General features: G+C 66.8%; 25 protein-coding genes. 14 read left to right on the top strand and 11 right to left on the bottom strand.

What is annotated here, in order from left to right; translation table 11 throughout:
* Nucleotides 1–36: 36 nt before the first annotated feature.
* The 4 genes from GUY37_RS01460 to pyrE all read right to left on the bottom strand — a co-directional run bounded on the left by GUY37_RS01460 (nt 37) and on the right by pyrE (nt 3808).
* Nucleotides 37–666 (bottom strand): RNA methyltransferase, encoded by a 630-nt coding sequence (locus GUY37_RS01460; RefSeq protein ID WP_166821299.1) that lies wholly within the window; start codon nt 664–666, stop codon nt 37–39.
* The gene (locus GUY37_RS01455) at nt 663–2195 is read right to left on the bottom strand and encodes an ABC transporter permease (RefSeq protein WP_166821296.1); all 1533 of its coding nucleotides are present in this window, start codon (nt 2193–2195) and stop codon (nt 663–665) included. The genes GUY37_RS01460 and GUY37_RS01455 overlap by 4 nt, the downstream gene beginning before the upstream one ends.
* Nucleotides 2195–3070: an ABC transporter ATP-binding protein gene (locus GUY37_RS01450; protein ID WP_166821293.1), complete on the bottom strand. Its 876-nt coding sequence runs from the start codon at nt 3068–3070 to the stop codon at nt 2195–2197. Before GUY37_RS01450 ends, GUY37_RS01455 begins: the two co-directional genes overlap by 1 nt.
* A gap of 171 nt (nt 3071–3241) precedes the next feature.
* Nucleotides 3242–3808 (bottom strand): orotate phosphoribosyltransferase, encoded by a 567-nt coding sequence (pyrE, locus tag GUY37_RS01445; protein ID WP_166821290.1) that lies wholly within the window; start codon nt 3806–3808, stop codon nt 3242–3244.
* Between the two features lie 233 nt (nt 3809–4041).
* Here pyrE and GUY37_RS01440 point away from each other — a divergent pair, with 233 nt between their 5' ends.
* The gene (locus tag GUY37_RS01440; protein ID WP_152347086.1) at nt 4042–4314 is read left to right on the top strand and encodes a GlsB/YeaQ/YmgE family stress response membrane protein; all 273 of its coding nucleotides are present in this window, start codon (nt 4042–4044) and stop codon (nt 4312–4314) included.
* A gap of 356 nt (nt 4315–4670) precedes the next feature.
* Here the strand turns inward: GUY37_RS01440 and GUY37_RS01435 are convergent, their stop codons facing one another.
* From GUY37_RS01435 to GUY37_RS01425, 3 genes are read right to left on the bottom strand one after another with little or no spacing between them, the layout of a single operon-like run.
* Nucleotides 4671–5057, bottom strand: a complete 387-nt coding sequence (locus tag GUY37_RS01435; protein ID WP_166821288.1) for a hypothetical protein — start codon at nt 5055–5057, stop codon at nt 4671–4673.
* Nucleotides 5050–5523 (bottom strand): alkaline shock response membrane anchor protein AmaP, encoded by a 474-nt coding sequence (locus GUY37_RS01430; protein ID WP_228278291.1) that lies wholly within the window; start codon nt 5521–5523, stop codon nt 5050–5052. Before GUY37_RS01430 ends, GUY37_RS01435 begins: the two co-directional genes overlap by 8 nt.
* Complete coding sequence (locus tag GUY37_RS01425) at nt 5520–6083, bottom strand: RNA polymerase sigma factor (protein WP_152347090.1); 564 nt, start codon at nt 6081–6083, stop codon at nt 5520–5522. The genes GUY37_RS01430 and GUY37_RS01425 overlap by 4 nt, the downstream gene beginning before the upstream one ends.
* 116 nt (nt 6084–6199) lie before the next feature.
* Here GUY37_RS01425 and GUY37_RS01420 point away from each other — a divergent pair, with 116 nt between their 5' ends.
* From GUY37_RS01420 to GUY37_RS01400, 5 genes are read left to right on the top strand one after another with little or no spacing between them, the layout of a single operon-like run.
* Nucleotides 6200–6661 carry an Asp23/Gls24 family envelope stress response protein gene (locus tag GUY37_RS01420; protein WP_166821283.1) on the top strand — a complete coding sequence of 154 codons (462 nt, stop codon included), beginning with the start codon at nt 6200–6202 and terminating at the stop codon, nt 6659–6661.
* Between the two features lie 37 nt (nt 6662–6698).
* A complete protein-coding gene (locus GUY37_RS01415) occupies nt 6699–6881 on the top strand; it encodes a hypothetical protein (RefSeq protein WP_166821281.1) in 183 nt (60 codons plus the stop codon).
* Nucleotides 6882–6885: 4 nt separating this feature from the next.
* Nucleotides 6886–7275 carry an Asp23/Gls24 family envelope stress response protein gene (locus GUY37_RS01410; RefSeq protein ID WP_166821278.1) on the top strand — a complete coding sequence of 130 codons (390 nt, stop codon included), beginning with the start codon at nt 6886–6888 and terminating at the stop codon, nt 7273–7275.
* The gene (locus GUY37_RS01405; RefSeq protein WP_166821276.1) at nt 7272–7847 is read left to right on the top strand and encodes a DUF6286 domain-containing protein; all 576 of its coding nucleotides are present in this window, start codon (nt 7272–7274) and stop codon (nt 7845–7847) included. Before GUY37_RS01410 ends, GUY37_RS01405 begins: the two co-directional genes overlap by 4 nt.
* The gene (locus tag GUY37_RS01400) at nt 7844–8440 is read left to right on the top strand and encodes an alkaline shock response membrane anchor protein AmaP (protein WP_166821274.1); all 597 of its coding nucleotides are present in this window, start codon (nt 7844–7846) and stop codon (nt 8438–8440) included. The genes GUY37_RS01405 and GUY37_RS01400 overlap by 4 nt, the downstream gene beginning before the upstream one ends.
* Nucleotides 8441–8858: 418 nt before the next feature.
* Here GUY37_RS01400 and GUY37_RS01395 read toward each other — a convergent pair whose 3' ends face one another.
* Together GUY37_RS01395 and GUY37_RS01390 are read right to left on the bottom strand one after the other, a co-directional pair.
* The gene (locus tag GUY37_RS01395; RefSeq protein WP_166821271.1) at nt 8859–9635 is read right to left on the bottom strand and encodes an SDR family NAD(P)-dependent oxidoreductase; all 777 of its coding nucleotides are present in this window, start codon (nt 9633–9635) and stop codon (nt 8859–8861) included.
* Complete coding sequence (locus GUY37_RS01390) at nt 9632–10456, bottom strand: thioesterase family protein (protein ID WP_166821269.1); 825 nt, start codon at nt 10454–10456, stop codon at nt 9632–9634. Before GUY37_RS01390 ends, GUY37_RS01395 begins: the two co-directional genes overlap by 4 nt.
* A gap of 165 nt (nt 10457–10621) precedes the next feature.
* Between GUY37_RS01390 and GUY37_RS01385 the strand changes: the two genes are divergently transcribed.
* From GUY37_RS01385 to GUY37_RS01355, 7 genes are all read left to right on the top strand, one after another.
* Nucleotides 10622–11416, top strand: coding sequence for an exodeoxyribonuclease III (locus GUY37_RS01385; protein ID WP_166821267.1), 795 nt, complete (start codon nt 10622–10624; stop codon nt 11414–11416).
* A 110-nt stretch (nt 11417–11526) separates the two neighbouring features.
* Nucleotides 11527–12441, top strand: coding sequence for a GTP pyrophosphokinase (locus GUY37_RS01380; RefSeq protein WP_166821264.1), 915 nt, complete (start codon nt 11527–11529; stop codon nt 12439–12441).
* Between the two features lie 118 nt (nt 12442–12559).
* Complete coding sequence (locus GUY37_RS01375) at nt 12560–13438, top strand: DUF5926 family protein (protein WP_166821262.1); 879 nt, start codon at nt 12560–12562, stop codon at nt 13436–13438.
* A gap of 79 nt (nt 13439–13517) precedes the next feature.
* Nucleotides 13518–14336 (top strand): glycosyltransferase family 2 protein, encoded by an 819-nt coding sequence (locus GUY37_RS01370; RefSeq protein WP_166821259.1) that lies wholly within the window; start codon nt 13518–13520, stop codon nt 14334–14336.
* A complete protein-coding gene (pheA, locus tag GUY37_RS01365; RefSeq protein WP_166821257.1) occupies nt 14333–15271 on the top strand; it encodes a prephenate dehydratase in 939 nt (312 codons plus the stop codon). Before GUY37_RS01370 ends, pheA begins: the two co-directional genes overlap by 4 nt.
* A gap of 69 nt (nt 15272–15340) precedes the next feature.
* Nucleotides 15341–17179 (top strand): FAD-binding dehydrogenase, encoded by a 1839-nt coding sequence (locus GUY37_RS01360; protein WP_166821254.1) that lies wholly within the window; start codon nt 15341–15343, stop codon nt 17177–17179.
* Complete coding sequence (locus GUY37_RS01355; protein ID WP_166821252.1) at nt 17176–18015, top strand: SDR family NAD(P)-dependent oxidoreductase; 840 nt, start codon at nt 17176–17178, stop codon at nt 18013–18015. Before GUY37_RS01360 ends, GUY37_RS01355 begins: the two co-directional genes overlap by 4 nt.
* Before the next feature lie 84 nt (nt 18016–18099).
* Here GUY37_RS01355 and GUY37_RS01350 read toward each other — a convergent pair whose 3' ends face one another.
* Nucleotides 18100–19020 carry an NAD-dependent epimerase/dehydratase family protein gene (locus GUY37_RS01350; RefSeq protein WP_228278290.1) on the bottom strand — a complete coding sequence of 307 codons (921 nt, stop codon included), beginning with the start codon at nt 19018–19020 and terminating at the stop codon, nt 18100–18102.
* Between the two features lie 45 nt (nt 19021–19065).
* Nucleotides 19066–19845, bottom strand: coding sequence for an enoyl-CoA hydratase (locus tag GUY37_RS01345; RefSeq protein ID WP_166821247.1), 780 nt, complete (start codon nt 19843–19845; stop codon nt 19066–19068).
* 108 nt (nt 19846–19953) lie between these two features.
* Between GUY37_RS01345 and GUY37_RS01340 the strand changes: the two genes are divergently transcribed.
* Nucleotides 19954–21531 carry a Na+/H+ antiporter gene (locus GUY37_RS01340; protein ID WP_166821245.1) on the top strand — a complete coding sequence of 526 codons (1578 nt, stop codon included), beginning with the start codon at nt 19954–19956 and terminating at the stop codon, nt 21529–21531.
* Nucleotides 21532–21734: the final 203 nt, after the last annotated feature.

Below are 21734 nucleotides of genomic sequence, written 5' to 3'. Positions count from 1 at the left end.
ACCCTGCTGCTGAGACCTCCGCTGCCGGCAGCGAACTCAGTTCACGGGCTGGCTGTACACGTGGCGGCGGATCCACGAGTGCATGGTGATCGCGGCGGCTGCGGCGGCGTTCATCGACCGCGTCGAACCGTACTGCGCGATCGAGAGCACGTCCCGACTCGCCTGGTGCGCCTCTTCGCTCAGACCCGGCCCTTCCTGACCGAACAGAAGCAGGCAGCGCCGAGGCAGGTCGTAGGTCTCCAGCGGGACGGAGTCCGGGAAGTTGTCGATGCCCAGCAGCGGCAAGTCGTTCTCGACGCACCAGCTGAGCAGGTCGTCCACACTCGGATGGTGGATGACGTGCTGGTATCTGTCGGTGACCATCGCCCCGCGCCGGTTCCAGCGGCGTTTGCCGACGATGTGCACGGCTGCGGCGTTGAAGGCGTTGGCGGTGCGCACGACCGAACCGATGTTGAGGTCATGCTGCCAGTTCTCGACACCGACGTGGAAGTCGTGCCGCGAAGCATCGAGGTCGGCCACGATCGCATCGTGCTTCCAGTAGCGATACTTGTCGACGACATTGCGTCGATCGCCCTCACTCAGCAACTCCGGGTCGAAGTGCTCCCCCACAGGCCAGGGGCCGGTCCACGGACCGACCCCCACCTGCGGTTCAGCGCTTTCGGTCACTTGTCGTCGCGGGAATCATCCGCCGACTTCGCGTCCTTTTCGTCTGTCGCGCCGGACTTCTCGTCCGACTTCTTCGCGCCGGATTCCTTCGCCGAGGCGACGGCGCCGACCTTCTGCGCGCGCTTGCTCATCTTCACGGTCTTGCCGCTGCGTCCGCCTCCGGCAAGCACGGAGCGCACGTACGCACCCGAGGCCAGAGCGTGGAGGATGACGGCGAGCACCAGAGCGATGCCGGCGGCGACGAGCCCCTCCCACCACTCGGTCTGACCGGCGAAGGAGCGTCCGGCGATGCCCAGCGGCGAGGTGAACGGCGTCCACGACAGCACCTTCGCAACGGTGCCTGAGGGACCGATGATGACCGGGGCGAAGAAACCTGCCACGGTGATGACGCCGATGATCGTGACGAACGTGGCGCGGGCCTTGGAGCCGACGACGGTCGATGCCCAGACCAGCAGCGCGAACACCGACCAGGCGGTGAGCAGCAGGGTCAGTGCGAACCAGCCGAGGCCCGGCAGCATGGCGAACGCCAGCGATGTCTTGCCCGACAGCGAGAGTCCGAGCTCGGTGACGACAGCGGCCGCAACGAGGTGGACGACGACCAGGGACAACATGCCCGTGATCCGACCCGAGGCCGAGGCACGCGGCGGAATCGTGGCGGCGATGATCTCGGTGATCCGGTTGCGCTTCTCCAAGCGCAGATTCTGATACAGCGCAGTGCCCAGAGTGGCGACGACGAGGAGCGCCAGCGCGACCATTCCCCACAGCAGCGGGGTGGCCACGGCGCTGTCGACCGCCGGGGTCTCGAGCAGCGTCGCCTCGGTCTTCGGCGCGAGCTTTTCGAGCAGGGCATCGGGCTGCTTGTCGAGGGCGATGATCGTCGGCTGACCCTGACCGCTCGGATCCTGGATAAATGCGGCGTCGACCTTGCCCTCACGCACGAGCTTCTCGGCTGCCTGCGCGTCCTCGGCATCGGTGATCTCCACACCCAGCTGCTGTTCGTACATCTGAGCCTGCTCGCCGACTCCGACCATCGCCATGGTCGGGGTGCCCGAATCCTTCTGCACGCCGGCGACGATTCCGGAGATGATCGCAGCCAGCACACCGAGGATGATCACAGCGGAGGTGACCAGGAAGTACGGACTGCGCATGGCAGTGGTGCTCTCACGGTTCGACACGAGCCACGCGGCCTGGCGGTTGCCGACGTCGACGAACTCCGAGACCAGTCCGGTCTCCGGCAGCTCGTCGGGGCCGGGGGTGTCCTCGGCGAGTTCGAAGGGAACGTCATCGAGGCCGGCGGTGGCGCCGGAATCGTCCGATTCCTTCGCCGCAGAATCCTTCGCCGAGGCGGCCGCACCCTTGGTCCCACCAACGGTGGCATCGTCCGACTCGGCTTCGTCAGCGGTGGTCTCGTCTTCGATCACATCGTCATCACCCGGGAGGCCGAGGTCGTCGATCCCTTCACCGGCAGTGCCCTTCGAGACGAGCGGTTCCTGGGGCTCGTCATTCGCACCCTTGTCCTTGCGCGCCATTACAGAGCCTCCTTGTACTGCTCGGCCAGTGTCGGGCGGACACTTTCGAAGTTCTTCACACTCTTCAGCTCGGCCACGGCAGCGGCGGCTGTCTTCGCATCATTGGCGCGGAAGCTCACGCCTTCGCGACCGGCGGTCTTCACGTCGCTGATTCCCGTCCGGGATCTCAGCGCGGAGGCGACCGCCTCGGTGTCGGTCGTCTCGATCCGGTAGCGCGGGTCACCGAGCAGCTTCTCGACGCTGCCCGAGACGGTCACCTTGCCCTGGCCCAGGACGATGACGTCGTCGGCGAAGCTCTGTGCGGCTTCCCAGTCGTCGGTGGCCAGAATGACGGGCACTCCCGATGACGCGTGGGCCCGCAGCAGAGACGTGACCAGTCGCAGCGAGGCCGCGTCGAGGCCGGCGAAAGCATCGTCGATGACGACGACGTCCGGGTCGGCGGCCAGGGTCGCGGCGATGTCGACGCGTGCGACCTCGGCTCCGGAGAGGTTCTTCAGCGGAGCGTATCCGCGGTCGGCGAGCTCGAGGTGGCCCAACAGGGTCAGCGCATTCCGTTCGGCCGCACCCAGGGTGATCCCGTGCAGGCGGGCGAGGTAGACGATCTGGTCGAGCACACGCATGTTCGGGTATCCGCCGCGTTCGGCGGGCAGATAGCCGAAGTTCTGCCGGTCACCGAAGTCGAGTTCGAAGTCCTCGAGTTCGATGGTGCCCTCATCAGCGGCGATGAGGCCCATGATGATGCGCACCAGTTCGGTGCGGCCCGCCGAGCGGGTTCCCACGATTGCGGTGATCCGGCCCGCCTCGGCGGTGAAACTCACCTCGTCCAGATATGTCCGCTTCCCTTTGCGCAGGGAAACCTCTTTCAGTGTGAGCACGCGTCATCCTTTACATCAAACAGTTCTTGGGGAGTGTCTCATCTATCGTGTTGAAATAAGAGACTTGTTTCAAACCACGTCCTCGATTTCGACAGAATTGCCAGTCGAGTCCCAGGTCGTGATCGGTGAGCCGAGGGGGCACCGTTTCGCCGCACCTCGCCGAGACGGGGCTCAGTCGAGTCCGAGATCCGCGGTCGTCAGCGCGATCAGGTACGGAATTCCCGCGGCTTCGACCCGCTCCTTGGCGCCCGTGTCACGGTCCATGACCACGGCCACGGCGACCACCTCGGCGCCGGCCTCCTTGAGCGCTTCGACGGCGGTGAGCACGGAACCGCCCGTCGTCGAGGTGTCCTCGACGGCGATGACGCGCTTGCCCTCGACGTCGGGCCCTTCGACCCGGCGGGACATGCCGTGCTTCTTCGCCTCCTTGCGCACGACGAAGGAGTCGAGCGGTGTGCCGCGCACCACCGACCGGTGCATGACCGCGGTGCCGACCGGGTCGGCGCCCATGGTCAGGCCGCCGACGGCGTCGACCTTGTCGAGCAGATCATGAGACTCGAGGAGGTCGAGGACGACGTCGCCGACGAGCGGTGCCGAGCGGTGATCGAGGGTGACCCGACGCAGATCGAGGTAGTAGTCGGCCTCCTTGCCGGAGGAGAGGGTCACTCTGCCGCGCACCACGGCGAGATCGTCGATGAGGTCGAGCAGTTGTCGGCGAGTGTCAGCGCTGTCGGTCATGGTCTCCAGTCTACTGGGCAGTCGGCCCGCGACCGTTCAGCACCGTCTCAGTGACCGGGCGCACTTCTGTGCGACCGACTGCAATCGTGCGTGAGGATCCGGTTGGTCCTGCGTCCGTATAGATGTCATAAAGAATCAACGAGGCTTGGCACTGACGGTGGGCTTCGGTTGTACAGTGGCAACAGCACCGTGCAACCCAGCCGGTCAACTGTCTCAGAAGGGACGTGAGCAACATGGGTTTCATCGCATATCTCATCCTCGGACTCATCGCCGGAGCGATCGCCAAGGCGATCCTGCCCGGCAAACAGGGCGGCGGCATCTTCGCCACCCTCATCCTCGGCGTCATCGGTGCCATGCTCGGCGGCTGGCTCGGCGGCGCGATCTTCGGCGCGGAGATGAATTCGTTCTTCTCGCTGTCGTCCTGGCTGTGCGCAATCGGCGGTTCGCTGATCGTGCTCATCGTCTGGGGCCTCATCACCGGACGGTCGAAGAGCAAGACCGCCTGAGCCGCCGCTCCTCCGGGAGAGCCGCTCCTCCGGAGAGCCGGTTCGCGGCACGGCCGGTTCGCAACACGGCCGATTCGCGGCACAGCCCGTTCGCGGCACAGCCGGTTCGCAACACGGCCGATTCGCGGCACAGCCCGTTCGCGGCACAGAAAAAGGCGAATAGTCCAGTTTCGAACTTGGGCTATTCGCCTTTTTCTGTGGCGAAAGCAAGTTGGCCCGCACCAGTCACGGCTGAAGCGGGTTTGTGGTACACCCTTCTCTGAAGTGCACAGTTTCCTCAGTGGGCAATTCAGAGCAAGGTGTACCGAAAGTGGAATCCGCTGTTTTCGGGTGGCTGTCCCGCCGGCGGACCGGGCTCAGCGCCTGCGGCTGACGACGCGGACGTCGATGTCGATGTCCCCGACGGCCCCGTCGACCGCGGCTCGCAGGTCGAAAGCGATGACGGCGAAGAGCTCATCGACGATCTCGGTCACGGGTCGACTGTCGTCGAGGTGCGCATCGACACGGACGCTGAAGTCCTCGTCTGCTCGCCACACCTCGACCCGCAGCGGCTCGGACCCGGATCGGCGCATCACTCGTGCGGCAGCGCTGGCGACCATGTCGCGCAGCCCCGGCGCCAGACCGGTGACGCCGTCGACTCCGGTGACGGAGTCGGTCAGGCGGGCCGAGACCTCCGCCTCATCGAACCCGCGGGGGGTCTCGTTCTCAGCGATCGGTTTCTCAGCCATCGGTTTCTCAGCCATCGGCGGCCTCCTCGGCGACGAATACGTCCTCGACGGTGATGTCGATCTGCTTCGCGGGGATTCCCAGCTGAGCGGTCAGGGCACCGGCGACGCTGCGGCGGACCTCCTCGGCGGCTGGAACAGAAGCCGTCCCCGCACGAATCGCCACGGTCAGGGTGATGTCGACGGCGCTGCCCTCGGGATCGCCGGTGGGGGTCGCGGTGACGCTGCGGGCGCGGATTCCGGGCACCGCGTCGACGGCGTCGCGGACGATTCCGCGCACCTCGGCCGTCGTGATCCGGAAGGGGTTTCCGCGTTCGGTCGTCAGCTTCGTGGTCGGCGCCAGGGCCGCGTCCTCGCGCACGATCTGGAAGATGCGCTCGCGCAGGCCGACGGACTCCCCGGGGTCGGGTTCGAAGGCCCCCATGTATTCGTCGATGATGCCGCGCAGGTGGGCGTCCGTGGCGCTGACGGACTCGTCGCTCATACCCATCCTTCCATGCCCTCGGCGATGGCAGTCCGGGCGCGGTGGATGCGTCCGCGCACGCTGCCTTCACTGATTCCCAAGGTCTCGGCGACCTCGGCGTAGCTGAGACCTTCCATCCGATGGAGCACCCACGTTACACGCTGCTCCGATGACAGAGTCTGCAGAATCTCGGAGAAATGCTCGAGTGCCGTGCGCGCTTCGACGGACCGTTCGACCGAAGCGGCGCCGTCGACATGATGGCCCAGATCCTCTGGATCCGAAGCGTCGGCGGGCCTGGATGTGCGGCGGCGCAGCACATCGGTGCAGCGGTTCGAGGCCATCCGATAGATCCACGTGCCGAAGGCCGCGGGCTCGGCCAGGGCGTCCAGCGACTTCCACGCCTGGACGAGTGTGTCCTGAACGACGTCCTCGGCATCCTGTCGATCCCCGAGCGTACGCCAGGCGAAACGCAGCAGCTTCCGCTCGTATTCGTCGACGAGAGCCTCGAAGGAGGCGATGTCGCCCTCACGAGCGCGCACGACCAGGGTGACGATGTCGATACGATCATCTCCCCTTGTCATATCCACATCGTATGCCACGGAGAAAAATTTCTGCGAAATCCACGTGAGGATTCCTGCGAGGCTGCGTCTGTACCTATGTCAGCAGCTCTGAAAGCAACGACGAAAAGGAAGAGGCAATGCCAGAAGCAAAGCAGTCACCGTCGAATCAGACCCCGGTCGAAGACACCGTGCGCAGCCCGCTCGTCACCGAGATGGGCACCACCACGATCGCCGAGAACGTCGTCGCCAAGCTCACCGGAATCGCCGCTCGCGAGGTTCCCGGCGTCTACGGAATGGGCACTGCCGCACGCCGCGCCTTCGATACGCTCACCGACCGCATCCCCGGTTCGCAGACCAACGTCTCCGGCGGAGTGTCCGTGGAGAAGGGTGAGAAGCAGACCGCCATCGACCTCACCATCGTCGTCGATTACGGCACCTCCATCGTCGAGGTCGCCGAGGCGATCCGCCGCAACGTCATCCGCGCCGTCGAACAGGGCACCGGGCTCCAGGTCGTCGAGGTCAACATCGACGTCACCGACGTCCACCTGCCCGAGGACGACGAAGAGGCCCCGGCCAAGGATTCGCCGGAACTCAACTGACCCTCATCCGCAGCACCACCTCGGCAGAAGGAATGCCATGTCGAAAACTCTCATCGGACTCCTCGTCGGCCTGACGCTGGGAATCGTCGCCTACTTCGGCGGCTTCCTCGCGTTCCTCGTCGTCGCCATCTGCGGCGGACTCGGTCTGGTCGTCGGCATCGTCCTCGACGGGCGCCTCGACCTCTCCGCGCTGAGCTCGCGCTCGACGACGCGGAGGTAGCGCCGTGGCCCCCACACTCGACGACGCTCTCGCGCGCCGAGGCGGCCTGACGATCGCGGACAAGGTCGTGGAGCGCACCGCCGGGCAGGTCCTCAAAGACCTACCCGGTGTCGGCGGCACGAGCTCGGGCCTCTTCGGAATCGGGGCGAGCTCCGGCCTGGACACCCGCCCGTCCGTGGATGTCACCCTGTCCGGACGCAGCTGCACGCTCGCCGTCCGGCTCGGCCTGGCCTACCCCACCCCCATCGCCGAGGCGACCGAACGACTGCGCACAACCCTGAGCGCCGAAGTCGAACGTCTCACCGGCGTCACCGTCCGTCAGGTCGACATCAGCGTGCGGTGGCTCGCCCCGGATTCCGCCGGTGCGAATCGAGGAAGGAATCGACTGCAATGAGCACACGCCTGCTGCGCAACCGGCCCTCTCGCATCGGGCCGGCCACGCTCTCAGCGATCGTGCTGCTGGCCTTGGCCGTGGCACTCGGCTGGGTCGGCATCGCCGCTTTCGTCGCCACCGGATCCGTCGTCGCCCCGCTGACCGGGACCTCCGGCACCTCCGCCGCCGAGGCGGCCGGGAACCTGCACTGGAACTCGGCCCTCGTCATCGCCGTGGGGGTGGTCCTCGCTCTGCTCGGACTCATCTCCCTCATCCTCGGCCTCTCCCCCGGAGCTCGCCGGATCCTGGGTGTGAGGGCCGACGGCTCCGAACACATCGGTGATTTCGAGGTCGCCATGCCCACCTCGGCGCTGTCGCAGATCGCGGCCGCTGCCGCCGACGGGGTCGATGGCGTCAGCGGGGTCAAGGCCTCGTCGAACGCGAAGTCGACGATCGTGACGTTCTCGACCCCGATCCGTGACTTCGAGCCGATCCGCGCCGAGGTCGAGGCCGCTGTCAAGGACCGCTTCGCCGCGATCTCGTTCGACCGCACCCCCGCGGTGAAGGTCCAAGCCAGAAGGAGCCAGTCATGAGACGCACGGCTGCCGCCGCGAACCGCACGGGGCTGATCATCCTCGGCCTCATCGCCGGGGCTCTCGGGCTGACGGTGCTCGCCATCGGCTTCGGTCTCACCGCTTCGATCGACCCTGCCCTGGAGGCGGGTGCCGATCTCGGTCCGGTCGCCTCGGTGCTCGCACTGCCCTACTCGGCGCTCATCGCCGTACTCGCAGCACTCGTCCTCGCCGTCATCGGACTGCGCTGGCTGAGTGCGCAGGTGCCGCGGAAGGACTTCGCGAAGCCCTTCCGGATGCAGGCCGACGCCAGGACGGGACTGACGACGGTCAATGCGGAAGTCATCGCCGAGGCGGTCGCCGGCGACCTCGAATCCACCGATGGGGTCTCCGATGCCCAGGTGATTCTGCGAGGCACAGCGCGCCGCCCTGAGCTGCTCATCCACGTCGATGCCGATGAGAGGGCTGACATCGATGCGATCATCGTCGAGACCGCACACCGTGCCGTGGGCAATGCGTCCCTGGCACTCGGCGCCCCGCTGAGAGCGGTGGCACTCGAGATCGGCATCGCCCGCACCCGCTCGCGCCGCCAGCGCACCGTCAACGTCCAATAGCCCGCACATCAGCGGGTCGAAAGTTCATACGTGCTGAATCCAGATCACTGCGTACACACTTCTGACCCGCGGATGCGAATACCGGCTGTGAATGACAAGAACCCCGGGGCGCGTAATCGCGACATCCCGGGGTCCTCGCAGCACTCCCCTCGAGTACCCGGACGCATCCCCATACGTCCGTTATGTCCGCCCGATCCCCACCGGGCGAACATCATAATTTGACCACACTTTCGTGTCGCTTGTAAAGAATCTCACGCACCGTCTTGAATCCCATCAGGCTCTATAGCACAGAAGCCATCAGAATAAAACCCCTGGTCACAGCCTCATGCACAGGTAGTTCAAACCTCAACTCAGTTTTGCCGAGCATGCGAGAAACTGCATATAGGTCACATTCTGCAGCCGACGTCTGACCCGCAGGTCACTGCCTGCGGGTGCGGGCGAAGGAGAACCCGGTCGACCCCCAGCGCATGAGCGGACGCGGCACCACGGGAGCTACGAGTGCGGCCAAGCGGTACCCCCACCCCGGCACCGAGACGACCTTTCCCGCACGCGCATCACGCAGCGATTCCCGCACCACCTGATCGACGTCGAGCCAGATCAGACCGGGTCCGGGACGCTCCACGCCGAGGCGGCTGTGGAATTCCGTCCGGATGAAACCGGGCAGAACGGCCGTGACCGTCACCGGCCCGTCCTTGAGCTCGCCGGCGAGGGCCTCGGTGAACACCAGCGTCGAGGCCTTCGACGCTGCGTACTGTCCCATCGTCGTCACCGCCGCCAGCGAGGAGACATTGACGATTCCGCCGCGGCCGCGGGCCTGCATGCGTCGAGCGGCAGCCAGCGACAGGTCCCTCACCGCCCCGGTGAGCACCCGATCCTGATCGTTGAGTTCGGCGGCACTGGTGCCCAACAGGGTGCCGCGCAGACCATAGCCGGCATTGTTGATGAGCACATCGATCGGCTGCGTCGCGATGATCTCGACGACGGCGTCGATGCCGTCACGGGTCGACAGATCGGCCACGGCCACCTCGGCGAGGATGTTCTGCGTGGTCCTCAGCTGCTCGGCCAGCTCCTCCAACCGGGCTTCCCGGCGGGCGACCAGGACGAGGTCGTAGCCCTCGGCGGCCAGGGTCCGGGCATAGCCGCTCCCCAGGCCGGAGCTCGCCCCGGTGATGAGGGCACGCGGCCGCCGGCTCATACCGCTCCGCGGCCTCTGCGCACGGTCAGGGACTGCACCGCGGTGCCGACGGGGCCGCCGGCGTCGCTGAGCACGCTCGTCGTCTGTCCCAGGCCGGTCGGCCCGAATGCGACCCGGGTGTCGAAGCCGATCCACCCGGCAACGGGAACGCGGTTGAGGTGGATGGAGAGGTCGACGTTCGGGAAGAAGGTCGTCTTCGGGTCCTCGCGGACGGCCAGTCCGTTGGCGGTGTCGACGTACTTGACGAAGGCCGCGGTCGGCGGGTCGGTCTCACCGTCGACGAGCGGGTAGGGGCTGCGCAGCCAGGACTGCGCGTAACCGGGATGGGCATCCGCCCCCTGATGGCCCTCGAGCGAGGCGATGTAGCCGCCGCCCCAACGATTGGTGAACGGGATCTCGGGCATCTCGGACACGGGCGGCAGCGCGGACCATTCGTCGCCGGCGACCTCCTCGGTGTCCGAGGCCTGCAGCCGCCATACCCGCGCGGTCACGCTCGTGCGCTCACCGTGGCGCATATGCGCCTCGACGAGTTCGATGGTGCGACCGGGGCGGACGACGTCGACGTCGATGGTGAACTCACCGGAGTGGATGACGCCGAGGACGTCGAAGGTCACCCGGGAGATGAGCTTGTCGCTGGGCAGCCGACGTTCGATCTCGGCGAGCACCATCCCCGCGGCAGGAGCCAGGTGCTGCTCGCCGGGCTGCCAGGCACCCTGGCTGTGCAGAGTCGAGTGGAGGCGATCCTCGGACAGGCGCACATAGTAGGAGTCCGGGTAGGCGGCACCGTCGTGGCCGAGGTGTTCATTGGGAGCTTGAGGCATGGTCCCAGCCTATCGAGCCCTCACCGATCAGTTCGTCGCAGGGGCCGTGCACGCTCCCTCCCTGAGTGCCTTCCCTGTGCCTTCGGCACATTCCCGCCGAGGCGGCCCGCCGCGGGGGTCGGCACCTCGCTTTCACCTCCGGCGCGGACGGCTTAGGGTGGGAGGGTGAGAATCGCTACGTGGAATGTGAACTCGATCCGCGCCCGCCACGACCGCATCGGGGCCTGGCTGGATCGTTCGGATGTCGATGTCCTGGCCATCCAGGAACTCAAGTGCAAGGACTCGCAGTTCCCTGAGGAACTGTTCACCGAGCGCGGCTACGAGGTCAGCTATCACGGCCTCAATCAGTGGAACGGCGTGGCCATCGCTTCGCGCGTCGGACTGGCCGACACCGAGATCGGCTTCAAGGACATCCCGGCCTTCGGCTCGGAAGAACCCGTCGTCGAAGCCCGAGCCCTGTCGGCGACCTGCAACGACGTGCGCGTCTATTCGCTCTATGTGCCCAACGGCCGCGAACTCGATCACCCCCACTACGGCTACAAGCTGGACTGGTTCAAGGCGCTGACGGCCGATATCGCCGCTCAGCTGAGCGGCGAACGAGAGAAGAAGCTCGTCCTCTGCGGTGACTTCAACGTCGCCCCGCTCGACGAGGACGTCTGGGATATGACCGAGTTCGACGGCGCCACCCACGTCTCGGATGCCGAGCGCGCCGCCTTCGACGAGCTGCTCGGTGCGGGCCTGTCCGAGGTCACTCGGCAGTTCACTCCCGGACCCGGCGTCTTCACCTTCTGGGACTACCAGAAGCTGCGGTTCCCGAAGAAGCAGGGCATGCGCATCGACTTCCAGCTCGCTTCTCAGGCGCTGGCGCAGACCGCGACCGCCGGCGAGATCGACCGTGAGGAACGCAAGGGCAAGGGCGCGTCCGACCACGCCCCGGTCATCGTCGACTACGACGTCTGAGGCGCCTTCGTCTCACCTTTCGGCACCCCCGCGCAACTTCAGCGTCGAAGCCATAGACATCTCCTCTCTCTTCTGGTGAAGTTGAATCAGGAGCTAGGAAGGTGACGAGGATGTCAGCAACTGTCCGCGAATTGGTCGACGAAGCCTACGACCGGCGTGAGTCCACCTGGAGGGCCGCCCTCGAGACGGTCAACGACTGGGTCGAGTCCGTCCGCGCCCCTACTGCCCTGCTCTCCGGGGATCGAGTGCGCGTCGTCGACGGTCGGATCAAGGATCGGATGCGCACGGGGGAGAAGCTGCGCCGCAAACTCGCCGATGCCAATGACGAGATCCACGAATCCGTCGAGGTCGAGAACCAGGTCATCGATGTCGTCGGCGCCCGCGTCGTGTGCCGCACCGAACGGGAGCAGTCCGCCCTGTGGGATCTGCTCACGGCGGCGGGCGACGATACGAACCTCTCGATCGCCGAGGTGCGCGACTACTCCGCAACCCCGAAACCGTCGGGATACCGCGGCCGCCACCTCATCGTCGAGGTTCCCTTCGATTCCGAGCCCTCCGTCCTCGTCGAACTCCAGCTGCGCACGATCATGCAGGACGCGTGGTGCGTCCTGGCCGAGGAGCACCTGTTCAAACCCGGCCAGGCACTGAAGTCCGACTCGCAGCAGGAACGGCTGTCCGTCATCCTCGCCGGGCTCATGGCGCAGGCCGATTCCGTGGCCGGCTATATCGCCGATGACGTGGGCGCCTACTTGGGTCTGGGCAATTCCGCTCAGCCCCGTGCCTTCGCCGAGGCGGACGAACCGACCGATCCGGCCATCGAGGTCACGATCCGCGAACTCAACCACTCCTATGTACTCGCCGCCGACGAGGTGGGACGCCACGGCATCATCCGTCTGGAGACGCTCGGGCTGACCCCCGACAATCCGGAACGCTCGGCTTTCCCCCATCCCGGCGACAAGCTGCAAGTGCGGATGGACGAGTCGAACACCACTCGCTACTTCATTCCCGTCGGCAGGGAGAGTTAGACGCATGTGGGTTCGTCGGGCCCCGAGCTCGGCTCACGCGCAACACCGAACCCCACAGTCGCACACGCCTGCGGACCCGTGAACCCGGTCTCCGCTCCACCGACTAGACTTGCGTCCCATGGGAAAGAAGTCGAAGCGCTCCAAGGAAGAACTCATCGCCAAACGCCTCGCCAGGGCGCAGGCCACGGCATTCGTCGCCCGTCCGTTCGCGGACCTGCCGTTCGAATCTGACCTCATCTGCCTGCGCGAACTCGTGCCCGCGGCCACCGCGACCGCGAAGCTGACCGACGAATACGGCGGCCACGAGGTGACCATCGCGTCCCTGCTGCCCGCCGCATGGCAGGCCTGGCGCCGCGACGACGGTGAGATCCTGGCCGGAATGCAGGTGCCCGTGTCCTCGACCGACGCCTCCCGCGACGTCGCCCGCGGCCTCCTCGCCGCCGTCGACGCCGAACCCGGAACATCGATCGAAGCGACGACCGAACCCGGTGAGGGCCCCCGCCTGCAGGACATCCTCGACACCTCGCACCCCTTCGACGTCCGGGTGCTCGAGAACTTCGACTATTGGGCCCTGCCCGAGGCAGAGAACGACCCCGACGTCGCCGCCGCCCTTCAGCAGGCCAACGACTCCGTGGCCCCGACCGAGAAGCTCGCCTCCGTCGACTCCGCCTACTGGACCGAGATGTCCGGCCGCACCTACGTGCGCTGGGCCCGACCCGAAGGTGAGGACCGCGTCGTCGATGCGATGGCCCGCCTGCAGGCCGAGAGTGCCAACGACCTCGGCGGAATCGGCACCTTCCTCGGCTACTTCCGCGCGCACGGGATCATCGTCCCCGTCTGGGAACTCGAGTTCGGCACCCAGGTCGACGACGTCGAAGAGCCCATCGCCGCGTTCGGCAAACGTCTCGACGAGGCGCTGAACACGACCGAGCCGATGAGCACCGAGGCCCGCCGCGTCCGCTCCGGCATCGTGTCCCGCCAGCTGACCATCCACTGACATCCGGCACCACCATTACCGAGGCGGGGCCCGGAAACGGTGCCCCGCCTCGGTGCCGGTGACGGACAGGAGAACCCCCATGAGCACACAGCCGCACTCTGCCCCCGAGGCGGTCGCCGCCATCATCCCCGCGATGAACGAATCCCAGCGGATCGGTGCCACCGTCACCGCGGCCAAGCAGATCCCCGGGGTCGACATCGTCCTCGTCGTCGACGACGGATCTGCTGATGACACGGGGACCCGGGCCCGTCGGGCCGGCGCCGAGGTGATCACCCACCCGAAGAACAAGGGCAAGGCAGCGGCCATGATGACCGGGGCCTTCGCTCTGCGCAATCGGGAGATCTCCGACGCCGACCCGGGCGTCGACCCGCACCACCGAGCGCTGCTGTTCATCGACGGCGACCTCGAGGACTCCGCGGCGGGCACCGCTCCCCTGGCCGCACCCGTGCTCGCCGGTCGGGCGGACATGACGATCGCTATCCTGCCCGCGCAGAAGCGCAAGGGCGGGGGCTTCGGCTTCGTCGTGGGACTGGCGAAGAAGGGCATCGCCGAGCTCTCCGGCTTCGAAGCCACCCAGCCCCTGTCGGGAATGCGCTGTCTGTCCCGTGAAGCCTTCGACGCGGCCCTGCCCTTCGCCGCCGGCTGGGGTGTCGAAGCGGCCATGACCATCGACGTCGTCAACGCCGGACTGCGCGTGGAAGAGGTCGAATGCGACCTCCACCACCGCGTCACCGGTCGTGACCTGAAAGCGCAGCTGCACCGTGCCGCCCAGTACCGCGACGTCGCCCGTGCCATCCTCGTCCGCCGCCTGCGAGCGAAGCGAAGCGACGGGGCACACGCCGGGCCCGCCGATGCTGCGCAGAACCCCTCCGATGACCACAAGGAGACCGGCCAGTGAGCCTGAACCGTTTCGCATACCTCGGCCCCGAGGCCACCTTCACCGAGGCGGCGCTGCTGAGCTTCCTCGACTCCCGCAACCTGCGCGCCGACGCCTCGACGCACCCGATGCGCAATGCGCCCTCGGCACTCGATGCGGTGCTCGAGGGCGACTGCGATGCCGCAGTCGTGCCGATCGAGAACTCCCTCGAAGGCGGAGTGCCCGCCACGATCGATGCGCTGACCGAGAACGGACGTCTCCAGATCATCGCCGAGGTGGTCGTGCCCGTCCGCTTCGTCCTCGCCGTGAAGCCGGGCACCACCAGGGAAGAGATCTCCTCCTTCGGTTCGCACCCGCACGGTGAGGCGCAGGTGCGGACATTCATGAACGAGAACTTCCCCGAAGCCGTCTATCTGCCGACCTCCTCGACCGCCGCGGCCGCCCGGGATCTGGCCAACGACGCCGGTGACCATATGGCCGCGGTCTGCCCGGCCCTGGCCGCACAGCGCTACGGCCTCGAGATCGTCGCCGAGGACATCGGCGACCGCTTGGACGCCGTCACCCGATTCGTCGTCGTCACCCGCCCTGGCCCTCTGCCCACACCGACCGGTGCGGACAAGACGACCATCGTCGCGGCCCTGCGTTCGGACCGCGCGGGCTCGCTGCTCGAACTGCTCGAACAGTTCTCCAGCCGCGGGGTCAATATGTCCCGCATCGAATCGCGGCCGACCGGGGACGGACTGGGCCTCTACCAGTTCTCGATCGACCTGCTCGGACACATCCACGAGGCCCGGATGGCCGAAGCTCTGCAGGGCGTGCATCGGGCGGCGCTCAAGCTGCACTTCCTCGGCAGCTACCCGAGCTCGGACGGAGCCGTGGTGCCGATCGACCCGACGACGTCCGATGAGTCCTTCGCCGCAGCCGCCGACTGGCTGGAGTCCACGCTGGGCGGCTGACTATCTCCCTCACCGGGAGAGTCTGCGATACTGATTCCTACTGGCAGGTAAGCGACAGAGGAGTCGACGATGAGTTCTTTCGGCAGCACAGACCCAGACAGCAGAGACCGCTCGCCCGATGCGATCATCGTCGGTGCCGGACTCGCCGGGCTCGTCGCCGCCCATGAACTCACTCGGGCCGGCAAGCGCGTGCTCATCCTCGATCAGGAGAACCGGGCCAACCTCGGCGGTCAGGCGTTCTGGTCCCTCGGCGGGCTCTTCCTCATCGACTCCCCCGAACAGCGGCGACTGCGTATCCACGATTCGCTCGAGCTCGCCAAGGATGACTGGGCCACCTCGGCGGGCTTCGACCGCGACGACGATCACTGGCCGCGGAAGTGGGCGGAGGCGTACCTCGAGTTCGCGGCCGGGGAGAAGCGCCGGTACCTGCGTGACCTGGGCCTGCGCCTGACACCGATCGTCGGCTGGGCCGAACGAGGAGGGTCCGGGGCGGGCGAGCACGGCAATTCCGTGCCCCGCTTCCACCTCACCTGGGGCACCGGCCCCGAGGTGGTCCGGGTCTTCCGCGAACCCGTCGAATCCGCGGAGGCCACCGGACTCGTCGAGTTCGCCTTCCGGCACCGCGTCGACGAACTCATCACCTCAGACGGTGCCGTCGTCGGCGTCCGCGGACGCACACTGTCCCCCAGCCACACGGCCCGCGGAGTCGAGTCGAACCGCGACGAGGTCGCCGACTTCGAGCACCGCGCTCCCGCCGTCATCGTCACCACCGGCGGAATCGGGCACAATTTCGAGCTCATGAAGAAGTACTGGCCGACCGACCGCCTCGGCGAGTTCCCGGACACGATGCTTGCGGGCGTGCCCGCGCACGTGGACGGGCAGATGCTCCAGATCGCCGAGGATGCCGGAGCGAGCCTGATCAACCGGGACCGGATCTGGGCGTACACGGAGGGCATCGAGAACTGGAACCCGATCTGGCCGGGGCACGGGATCCGCATCATTCCGGGACCGTCGTCGCTGTGGTTCGACGCCGAGGGCAATCGATTCCCGGCGCCGAACTATCCCGGATTCGATACGAATCGGACGATGCGCACGATCCTGGACACCGGGCACGACTATTCGTGGTTCGTGCTCAACGAGTCGATCATCCGCAAGGAGTTCGCCCTGTCCGGTTCGGAGCAGAACCCGGACCTCACGGAGAAGGACATCCGGATCACTCTCGACCGGGTCCGGTCCTCGGATGCTCCGGGACCGATCGAAGCGTTCAAGAAGTACGGCTCCGACTTCGTCGTGGCAGACACGACCGAGGAGCTCGTGGCGGGGATGAACGAACGCTCCCGCGGACCGATCATCGATCACGACCACCTCGTTGAGCAGATCCGGCAGCGGGATCGGCAGACCGAGCATGCGTTCTCGAAGGATGCGCAGGTCCAGGCCATCCACAATGCGCGGTCCTACCTGGGCGACAAGATCGTGCGTGCAGTCAAACCGCACAAGATCCTCGATCCGACGCACGGTCCGCTCATTGCTGTGCGTCTGAGCCTGCTTTCACGCAAGACCCTCGGCGGGCTGGAGACGAACCTCGACGGACAGGTCCTGGCCGTGTCCGGCACCGACGCTGCGAGATCCGGCGCCGCACGAGACGGTGGGTCCGCTGCCGCCGACAGTGTGGGCGTCCGGGGCGCCGAGGACCGCGGCACGCCGATTCCTGGCCTCTATGCAGCCGGCGAGGTCACCGGATTCGGAGGCGGTGGAATGCACGGGTACAACGCGCTCGAGGGAACGTTCCTCGGCGGGTGCATCTTCTCGGGTCTGCGCGCCGGGCGTGCGGTCGCGGAGCAGTCCGCCCGCAGCGCATCCGGTCAGCCCGGCAGCAGGGCCCCGATCGGCGGAGGAGAGCAGGAATGACCGGCGCCGCGCAGGCAGATCTCATCGTCCTCGTCACCGGGGGCACCTCCGGAATCGGCAGAGCCGTCGCGGAGGCACTGGCCGCGAAGGGCTGCACGGTGCTGGCGACCAGTCGGAATCCCGACCGCCTCTCACCTGCCGATCGAACCCCGGGTGTCCGCTATCTGCGACTCGACCTGGCCGACCCCGATGGTCCGGACCGGTTGGCCGGAGAACTCGACGACATCGGCCTGCTCGACGACATCGAGGTGCTCATCAACAACGCCGGTGAGAGTCAGTCGGGTCCGTTCGAAGAGCTGCCGACCGATGCCGTCGAACGACTCTTCCGCACGAACGTGTTCGGACCCGTTCGGTTGAGCCAGCTCGTTCTGCCCGGAATGCGTGCGCGCAGCCGGGGACGCATCATCATGGTCGGGTCCATGCTCGCCAGCTTCCCCCTGGCTCATCGCAGCTCGTATTCGGCGGCGAAGGCGGCTCTGCGCGCTTTCGCCACGGCCGCCCGACAGGAGCTCTCACCGTTCGGCGTGTGGGTGAGCACGGTCGAACCGGGATCGATCGCCACGGGCATCGGACAGCGCCGGACGAAGTACCTCGACGAGGATTCGCCCTATTCGACGGACGTCACGACGATGCTCGAGCATCTCGACGCCAATGAGCGCGGCGGCATTCCGGCAGAGAAGGTCGCTTCCACGATCGTCGATGCCATCATCGTGCCGAGGCCGCGGGAGTTCTACGCCGTCGGCAGCAGGGCGCCGCTGCCGTTCATCCTCAAGCGCGCGCTTCCGCGGTCGCTGGTGTCGAAGATCGTTGCGGCTCAGCACGGGCTGAAGCGGTGACAGCATTTGCCGGACCGCGGCGGCCGTCTGCGCATCTGACGTCAGGCTCAAGCGCTGAGCCTCGGTCGCTTCGCCGCCGCCCCATCACTGCAGGCGCGACGGGATGAGATGCTGGGTGGTCGAGATGCCGAGCACCCGCTGCTGTCGAGACAGGTTGTAGGTCCGGTCAGATTGCAGGTACTTGACGAGAAAGAGCTTCGTCTGGTCCCCGCGTTTGAACATGCTCTTGATCTTGAGGCCGAGCTTCGCCGACACCAGCGCCTTGTCCTTCGCCACACCCTCGATGACGACCTGGTCATAGCCCATCCGCGCAAAGTGAGTGACCACGGCGTCCTTGAGGCGGTAGGGAATCGGGTCTCCGATATTGAATGGTCCCGCCGCCGACGGCACGTCGAGGCAGGCGAGCGCGGCCCGCACCACGTTGTCGACATGGGTCAGGGTGAGCTTCTGCCGACCGCCGCCGGGCAGCCGCAGCACACCCTTCTTCGACAGTCGCGCGAGCAACGGCATGAGCATCGTCTCACCCGGGCCATAGACCGCCGCGGGCCGCAGGATCGCAGCATCGGGGCGGATCCTGGTCACGAGCTGCTCGGCGAGCGCATGAGTGCGAGAGTACGCGTCGGAGAATTCGCTGGGATCCTTCGGCCCGGCCTCCTCCCACAGCTCGACATGGGGTCCGGTCTCCGAATACACCGTCGTCGACGACAGGTGGACGGCGCGCGCCTGAGGGAAGGCATCGAGGACATTGCGAGTGCCCGTGACCTTCACGTCGTAGAGAGTGTCGTCATCGGCGCTGACCGTCGAGATCCCGGCACAGTGGAAGACCGCTGTCGCGTTCTTGGCCAACGAGGTCACCGACGAAGGTGCGGGTTCCGTGATGTCCCAGTGCTGGAAGTTCACCCCGGGAATCTCCGGGTCTCTCCGGCACAGGGCATAGACCGTCTCATCCCGTTCGGCGAGCGCCCGTGCAATGGCACCGCCGATGAAGCCACTGGCTCCGGTCACTATCACCGCCACGACGGTCCCCTTCTCATCGTCACACCCACCGCCTCAGCGGCGGTGCTGCCACTGCGGTTCCCTCTTCGTCAGGAAGGCGTCGATCCCCTCCTGCGCATCGGCCGCGACGGCGTTGTCCGCCATCACCTGAGACATCCGCGCGTAGGCGTCGGCCACAGGCAGTTCTCGCTGTTCGTAGAACGCGGCCTTTCCTAGGGCAACTGTAGCCGACGAGGCGGACGCGACCTTGAGAGCCAATTCCAAGGTGGCGGACTCCAGCTCGGCGTCGGCGACGACATCGGAGACGAGACCGTACTTCAGCGCATCCGCAGCGGTCACGAAATCGCCGGTCAGCAGCATCCGCATCGCCTGCTTCGCCGGCACCGCACGCGACAGCGCCACCATCGGAGTCGAGCAGAACAGACCGATCTTCACCCCGGGAGTCGCGAACCGTGCGGACTCGGCGGCGACGGCCAGATCGCAGGTCGCCACCAGCTGGCAGCCGGCCGCCGTGGCCACGCCCTGCACCTGTGCGATGACCGGCTGCGGAATGCGCTGGATGAGCTGCATCAGCCGTGCACAGGCATCGAAAGTGGCCTGCTGCGCCTCATGATCCGCCCCGCGGATCTCGGTGAGGTCATGCCCGGAACTGAACACATGGCCGGCGGTGATGAGGATGACTGCGCGCACATCGGTGCGGTCGGCCACCTCGGCGAGGGTGTCGATGAGGGATTCCATCACCTCGAGCGACAGCGCGTTGCGCGTGGAGGGCCGATCGATCGTCACGGACGCGACTCCGTCGTCGAGCGGCGCGAATACAATTGATTCCGACATAGCCTCATTCTGCCAAAGGTCGCCGGGCCCGGCGCGGAATCTGCGCCACTATTTTCCGCCCGCCTCCGGACACATCCGCCCCGGTGGGAGCGGTTCGGAGGGACTGCCATGACCACGCTGCTGATGATCATCGGATTCGGTGCCGCCACCTCGGTGGTGGTCGGATTGGGGCAGAGGCTCAAGCTTCCGTGGCCGGCGCTCATGGTCCTCATCGGCGTCGCCGGCGCGTTCATTCCCACGTTCGCCGAGGTGGCCATCGATCCCGAGCTCGTCCTCCCCCTATTCCTGCCGCCCCTGCTCTTCGCCGCCGCGCAGAAGACGTCGTGGGCACTGTTCGCGATCCGGTGGCGCACGATCCTCGGCATGTCCGTGGCCCTGGTCGGGGTGACCGTGGCCGCCGTCGCCGGGTCCGCGGTCTTCCTCATCCCCGGAATCACGATCGCCGCTGCCATTGCGCTCGGTGCCATGCTCGCCCCGCCCGACCCGGTCGCCGTCGAGGCCGTGGCCAGCACCGTGTCGATCCCGCGCCGCATCATGTCGACCCTGCAGAGCGAGGGTCTGTTCAACGATGCCGCCTCCCTCGTCATCTTCCAGACCGCGATGGCCGCGGTCCTCGCCGACACCGAGGTGGACTACGCAGATCTGGCCGTGTCATTCATCGTCTCCGCCGTCGTGGCGATCATCGTCGGCCTGGTCCTGTCCTTCGCCGCATGGTGGGTGATGGAGAAGATCGACCATACGATCGCTCGGTCCTCGCTCATGCTCGTTCTGCCCTTCGGCGTCTACCTCGTGGCCGAGCACTTCCACGCCAGCGGAGTCATCGCCGTCGTCGTCGCCGCCCTCGAAGTCCGTCGCCGCGATGTCGAGGGCAACTCGGCGGAGCGGGTGACGCAGAATTCGACGTGGCAGGTCCTCGAGATGCTCATCACCGGAATCGCCTTCGGACTCATCGGACTCGATCTGCGCCTCATCGTCGAATCCGAACATGCCGACCTCGGGCGGGCGCTGCTCGTCGGCGGGCTCATCGCCGTTGTCGTCGTCGCCGTGCGTTTCGTCTGGCTGCTGCTGGGCACTGTCATCGAACGCAAGAGACGCGAGGAGGATCCCGATGCGGCACCTCTGAGCATCCGCGATGCGACCCTGATGACCTGGGGCGGGATGCGCGGCCTGGCCACCGTCGCCCTGGCCCTGTCGATCCCGGCCGCCACGAGCTCCGGAGCCCCGTTCCCCGGCCGGTCCTATATCGTCGTCGCGGCCGCAGTGGTCCTGCTGGTCACTCTTGTGCTGGCCGGTCTGAGCTTCCCGACCATCGTCGGCATCCTCGGCATCGACGACGAAGCGGAGAAGGAGCACCAGGCGACGAGGGACATCGCTCTGCGCGCCTACAAGGCGGCGATGCGCGAGATCAAGAACGATGACAGCCTGCCCGACGACGTCATCGAACCGCTGCGGGCTCGATTCAGAGTCCTCCACGACCAGCTCAGCGGCACCACCGACGAGCAGGCGAGCTCGGAGCAGGTGATGGCGTTCAAGGAGCACCGCGAGCAGATGCTGCAGGTGCAGAAGAAGGCCATGCAGTCCGCTCGCGCCGAAGTGCTCAAGGCTCGTCGTGAGCGCGGCACCGACCCCGAGATCGCCGACCGGGTGCTCCACCGCTTCGACCTCCAGTCGGTCATCGCCCGGTAAGGGCGGAGCGCAGCTCCGGCACCACAGGCCCGGGTCGGCAGGGCGCGGTTCCGGGCGGGCCGGTCGCGGCCGGACGCGGACACGGTTCCGGGCGGGCCGCCTCGGCGATGCTCTTCCTCGAAATCCAAGGTTGAGCGGAATAGACTCAACTTTGTCGGTGTTGATCCTTTCGAGAGCTGAGATCAGCACAGATTTTCATGAAG

Source organism: Brevibacterium limosum (assembly GCF_011617705.1).
Taxonomy (GTDB): Bacteria; Actinomycetota; Actinomycetes; order Actinomycetales; family Brevibacteriaceae; genus Brevibacterium; species Brevibacterium limosum.
Note: the sequence above shows the minus strand (reverse complement) of the source record. Positions and strands in the feature narration are given on the sequence as shown.

Bases quoted from the DNA above. Each gene is read 5' to 3' on its own strand.
- GUY37_RS01425 (WP_152347090.1), bottom strand. From the start codon at position 6,083: ATGACAAGGGGAGATGATCGTATCGACATCGTCACCCTGGTCGTGCGC.
- GUY37_RS01355 (WP_166821252.1), top strand. From the start codon at position 17,176: ATGACCGGCGCCGCGCAGGCAGATCTCATCGTCCTCGTCACCGGGGGC.
- GUY37_RS01340 (WP_166821245.1), top strand. From the start codon at position 19,954: ATGACCACGCTGCTGATGATCATCGGATTCGGTGCCGCCACCTCGGTG.
- GUY37_RS01405 (WP_166821276.1), top strand. From the start codon at position 7,272: ATGAGCACACGCCTGCTGCGCAACCGGCCCTCTCGCATCGGGCCGGCC.
- GUY37_RS01375 (WP_166821262.1), top strand. From the start codon at position 12,560: ATGGGAAAGAAGTCGAAGCGCTCCAAGGAAGAACTCATCGCCAAACGC.
- GUY37_RS01370 (WP_166821259.1), top strand. From the start codon at position 13,518: ATGAGCACACAGCCGCACTCTGCCCCCGAGGCGGTCGCCGCCATCATC.
- GUY37_RS01380 (WP_166821264.1), top strand. From the start codon at position 11,527: ATGTCAGCAACTGTCCGCGAATTGGTCGACGAAGCCTACGACCGGCGT.
- GUY37_RS01435 (WP_166821288.1), bottom strand. From the start codon at position 5,057: ATGGCTGAGAAACCGATGGCTGAGAAACCGATCGCTGAGAACGAGACC.
- GUY37_RS01420 (WP_166821283.1), top strand. From the start codon at position 6,200: ATGCCAGAAGCAAAGCAGTCACCGTCGAATCAGACCCCGGTCGAAGAC.
- GUY37_RS01360 (WP_166821254.1), top strand. From the start codon at position 15,341: ATGAGTTCTTTCGGCAGCACAGACCCAGACAGCAGAGACCGCTCGCCC.
- GUY37_RS01415 (WP_166821281.1), top strand. From the start codon at position 6,699: ATGTCGAAAACTCTCATCGGACTCCTCGTCGGCCTGACGCTGGGAATC.
- GUY37_RS01345 (WP_166821247.1), bottom strand. From the start codon at position 19,845: ATGTCGGAATCAATTGTATTCGCGCCGCTCGACGACGGAGTCGCGTCC.
- pyrE (WP_166821290.1), bottom strand. From the start codon at position 3,808: ATGACCGACAGCGCTGACACTCGCCGACAACTGCTCGACCTCATCGAC.
- GUY37_RS01455 (WP_166821296.1), bottom strand. From the start codon at position 2,195: ATGGCGCGCAAGGACAAGGGTGCGAATGACGAGCCCCAGGAACCGCTC.
- GUY37_RS01395 (WP_166821271.1), bottom strand. From the start codon at position 9,635: ATGAGCCGGCGGCCGCGTGCCCTCATCACCGGGGCGAGCTCCGGCCTG.
- GUY37_RS01440 (WP_152347086.1), top strand. From the start codon at position 4,042: ATGGGTTTCATCGCATATCTCATCCTCGGACTCATCGCCGGAGCGATC.
- GUY37_RS01390 (WP_166821269.1), bottom strand. From the start codon at position 10,456: ATGCCTCAAGCTCCCAATGAACACCTCGGCCACGACGGTGCCGCCTAC.
- GUY37_RS01430 (WP_228278291.1), bottom strand. From the start codon at position 5,523: ATGAGCGACGAGTCCGTCAGCGCCACGGACGCCCACCTGCGCGGCATC.
- GUY37_RS01400 (WP_166821274.1), top strand. From the start codon at position 7,844: ATGAGACGCACGGCTGCCGCCGCGAACCGCACGGGGCTGATCATCCTC.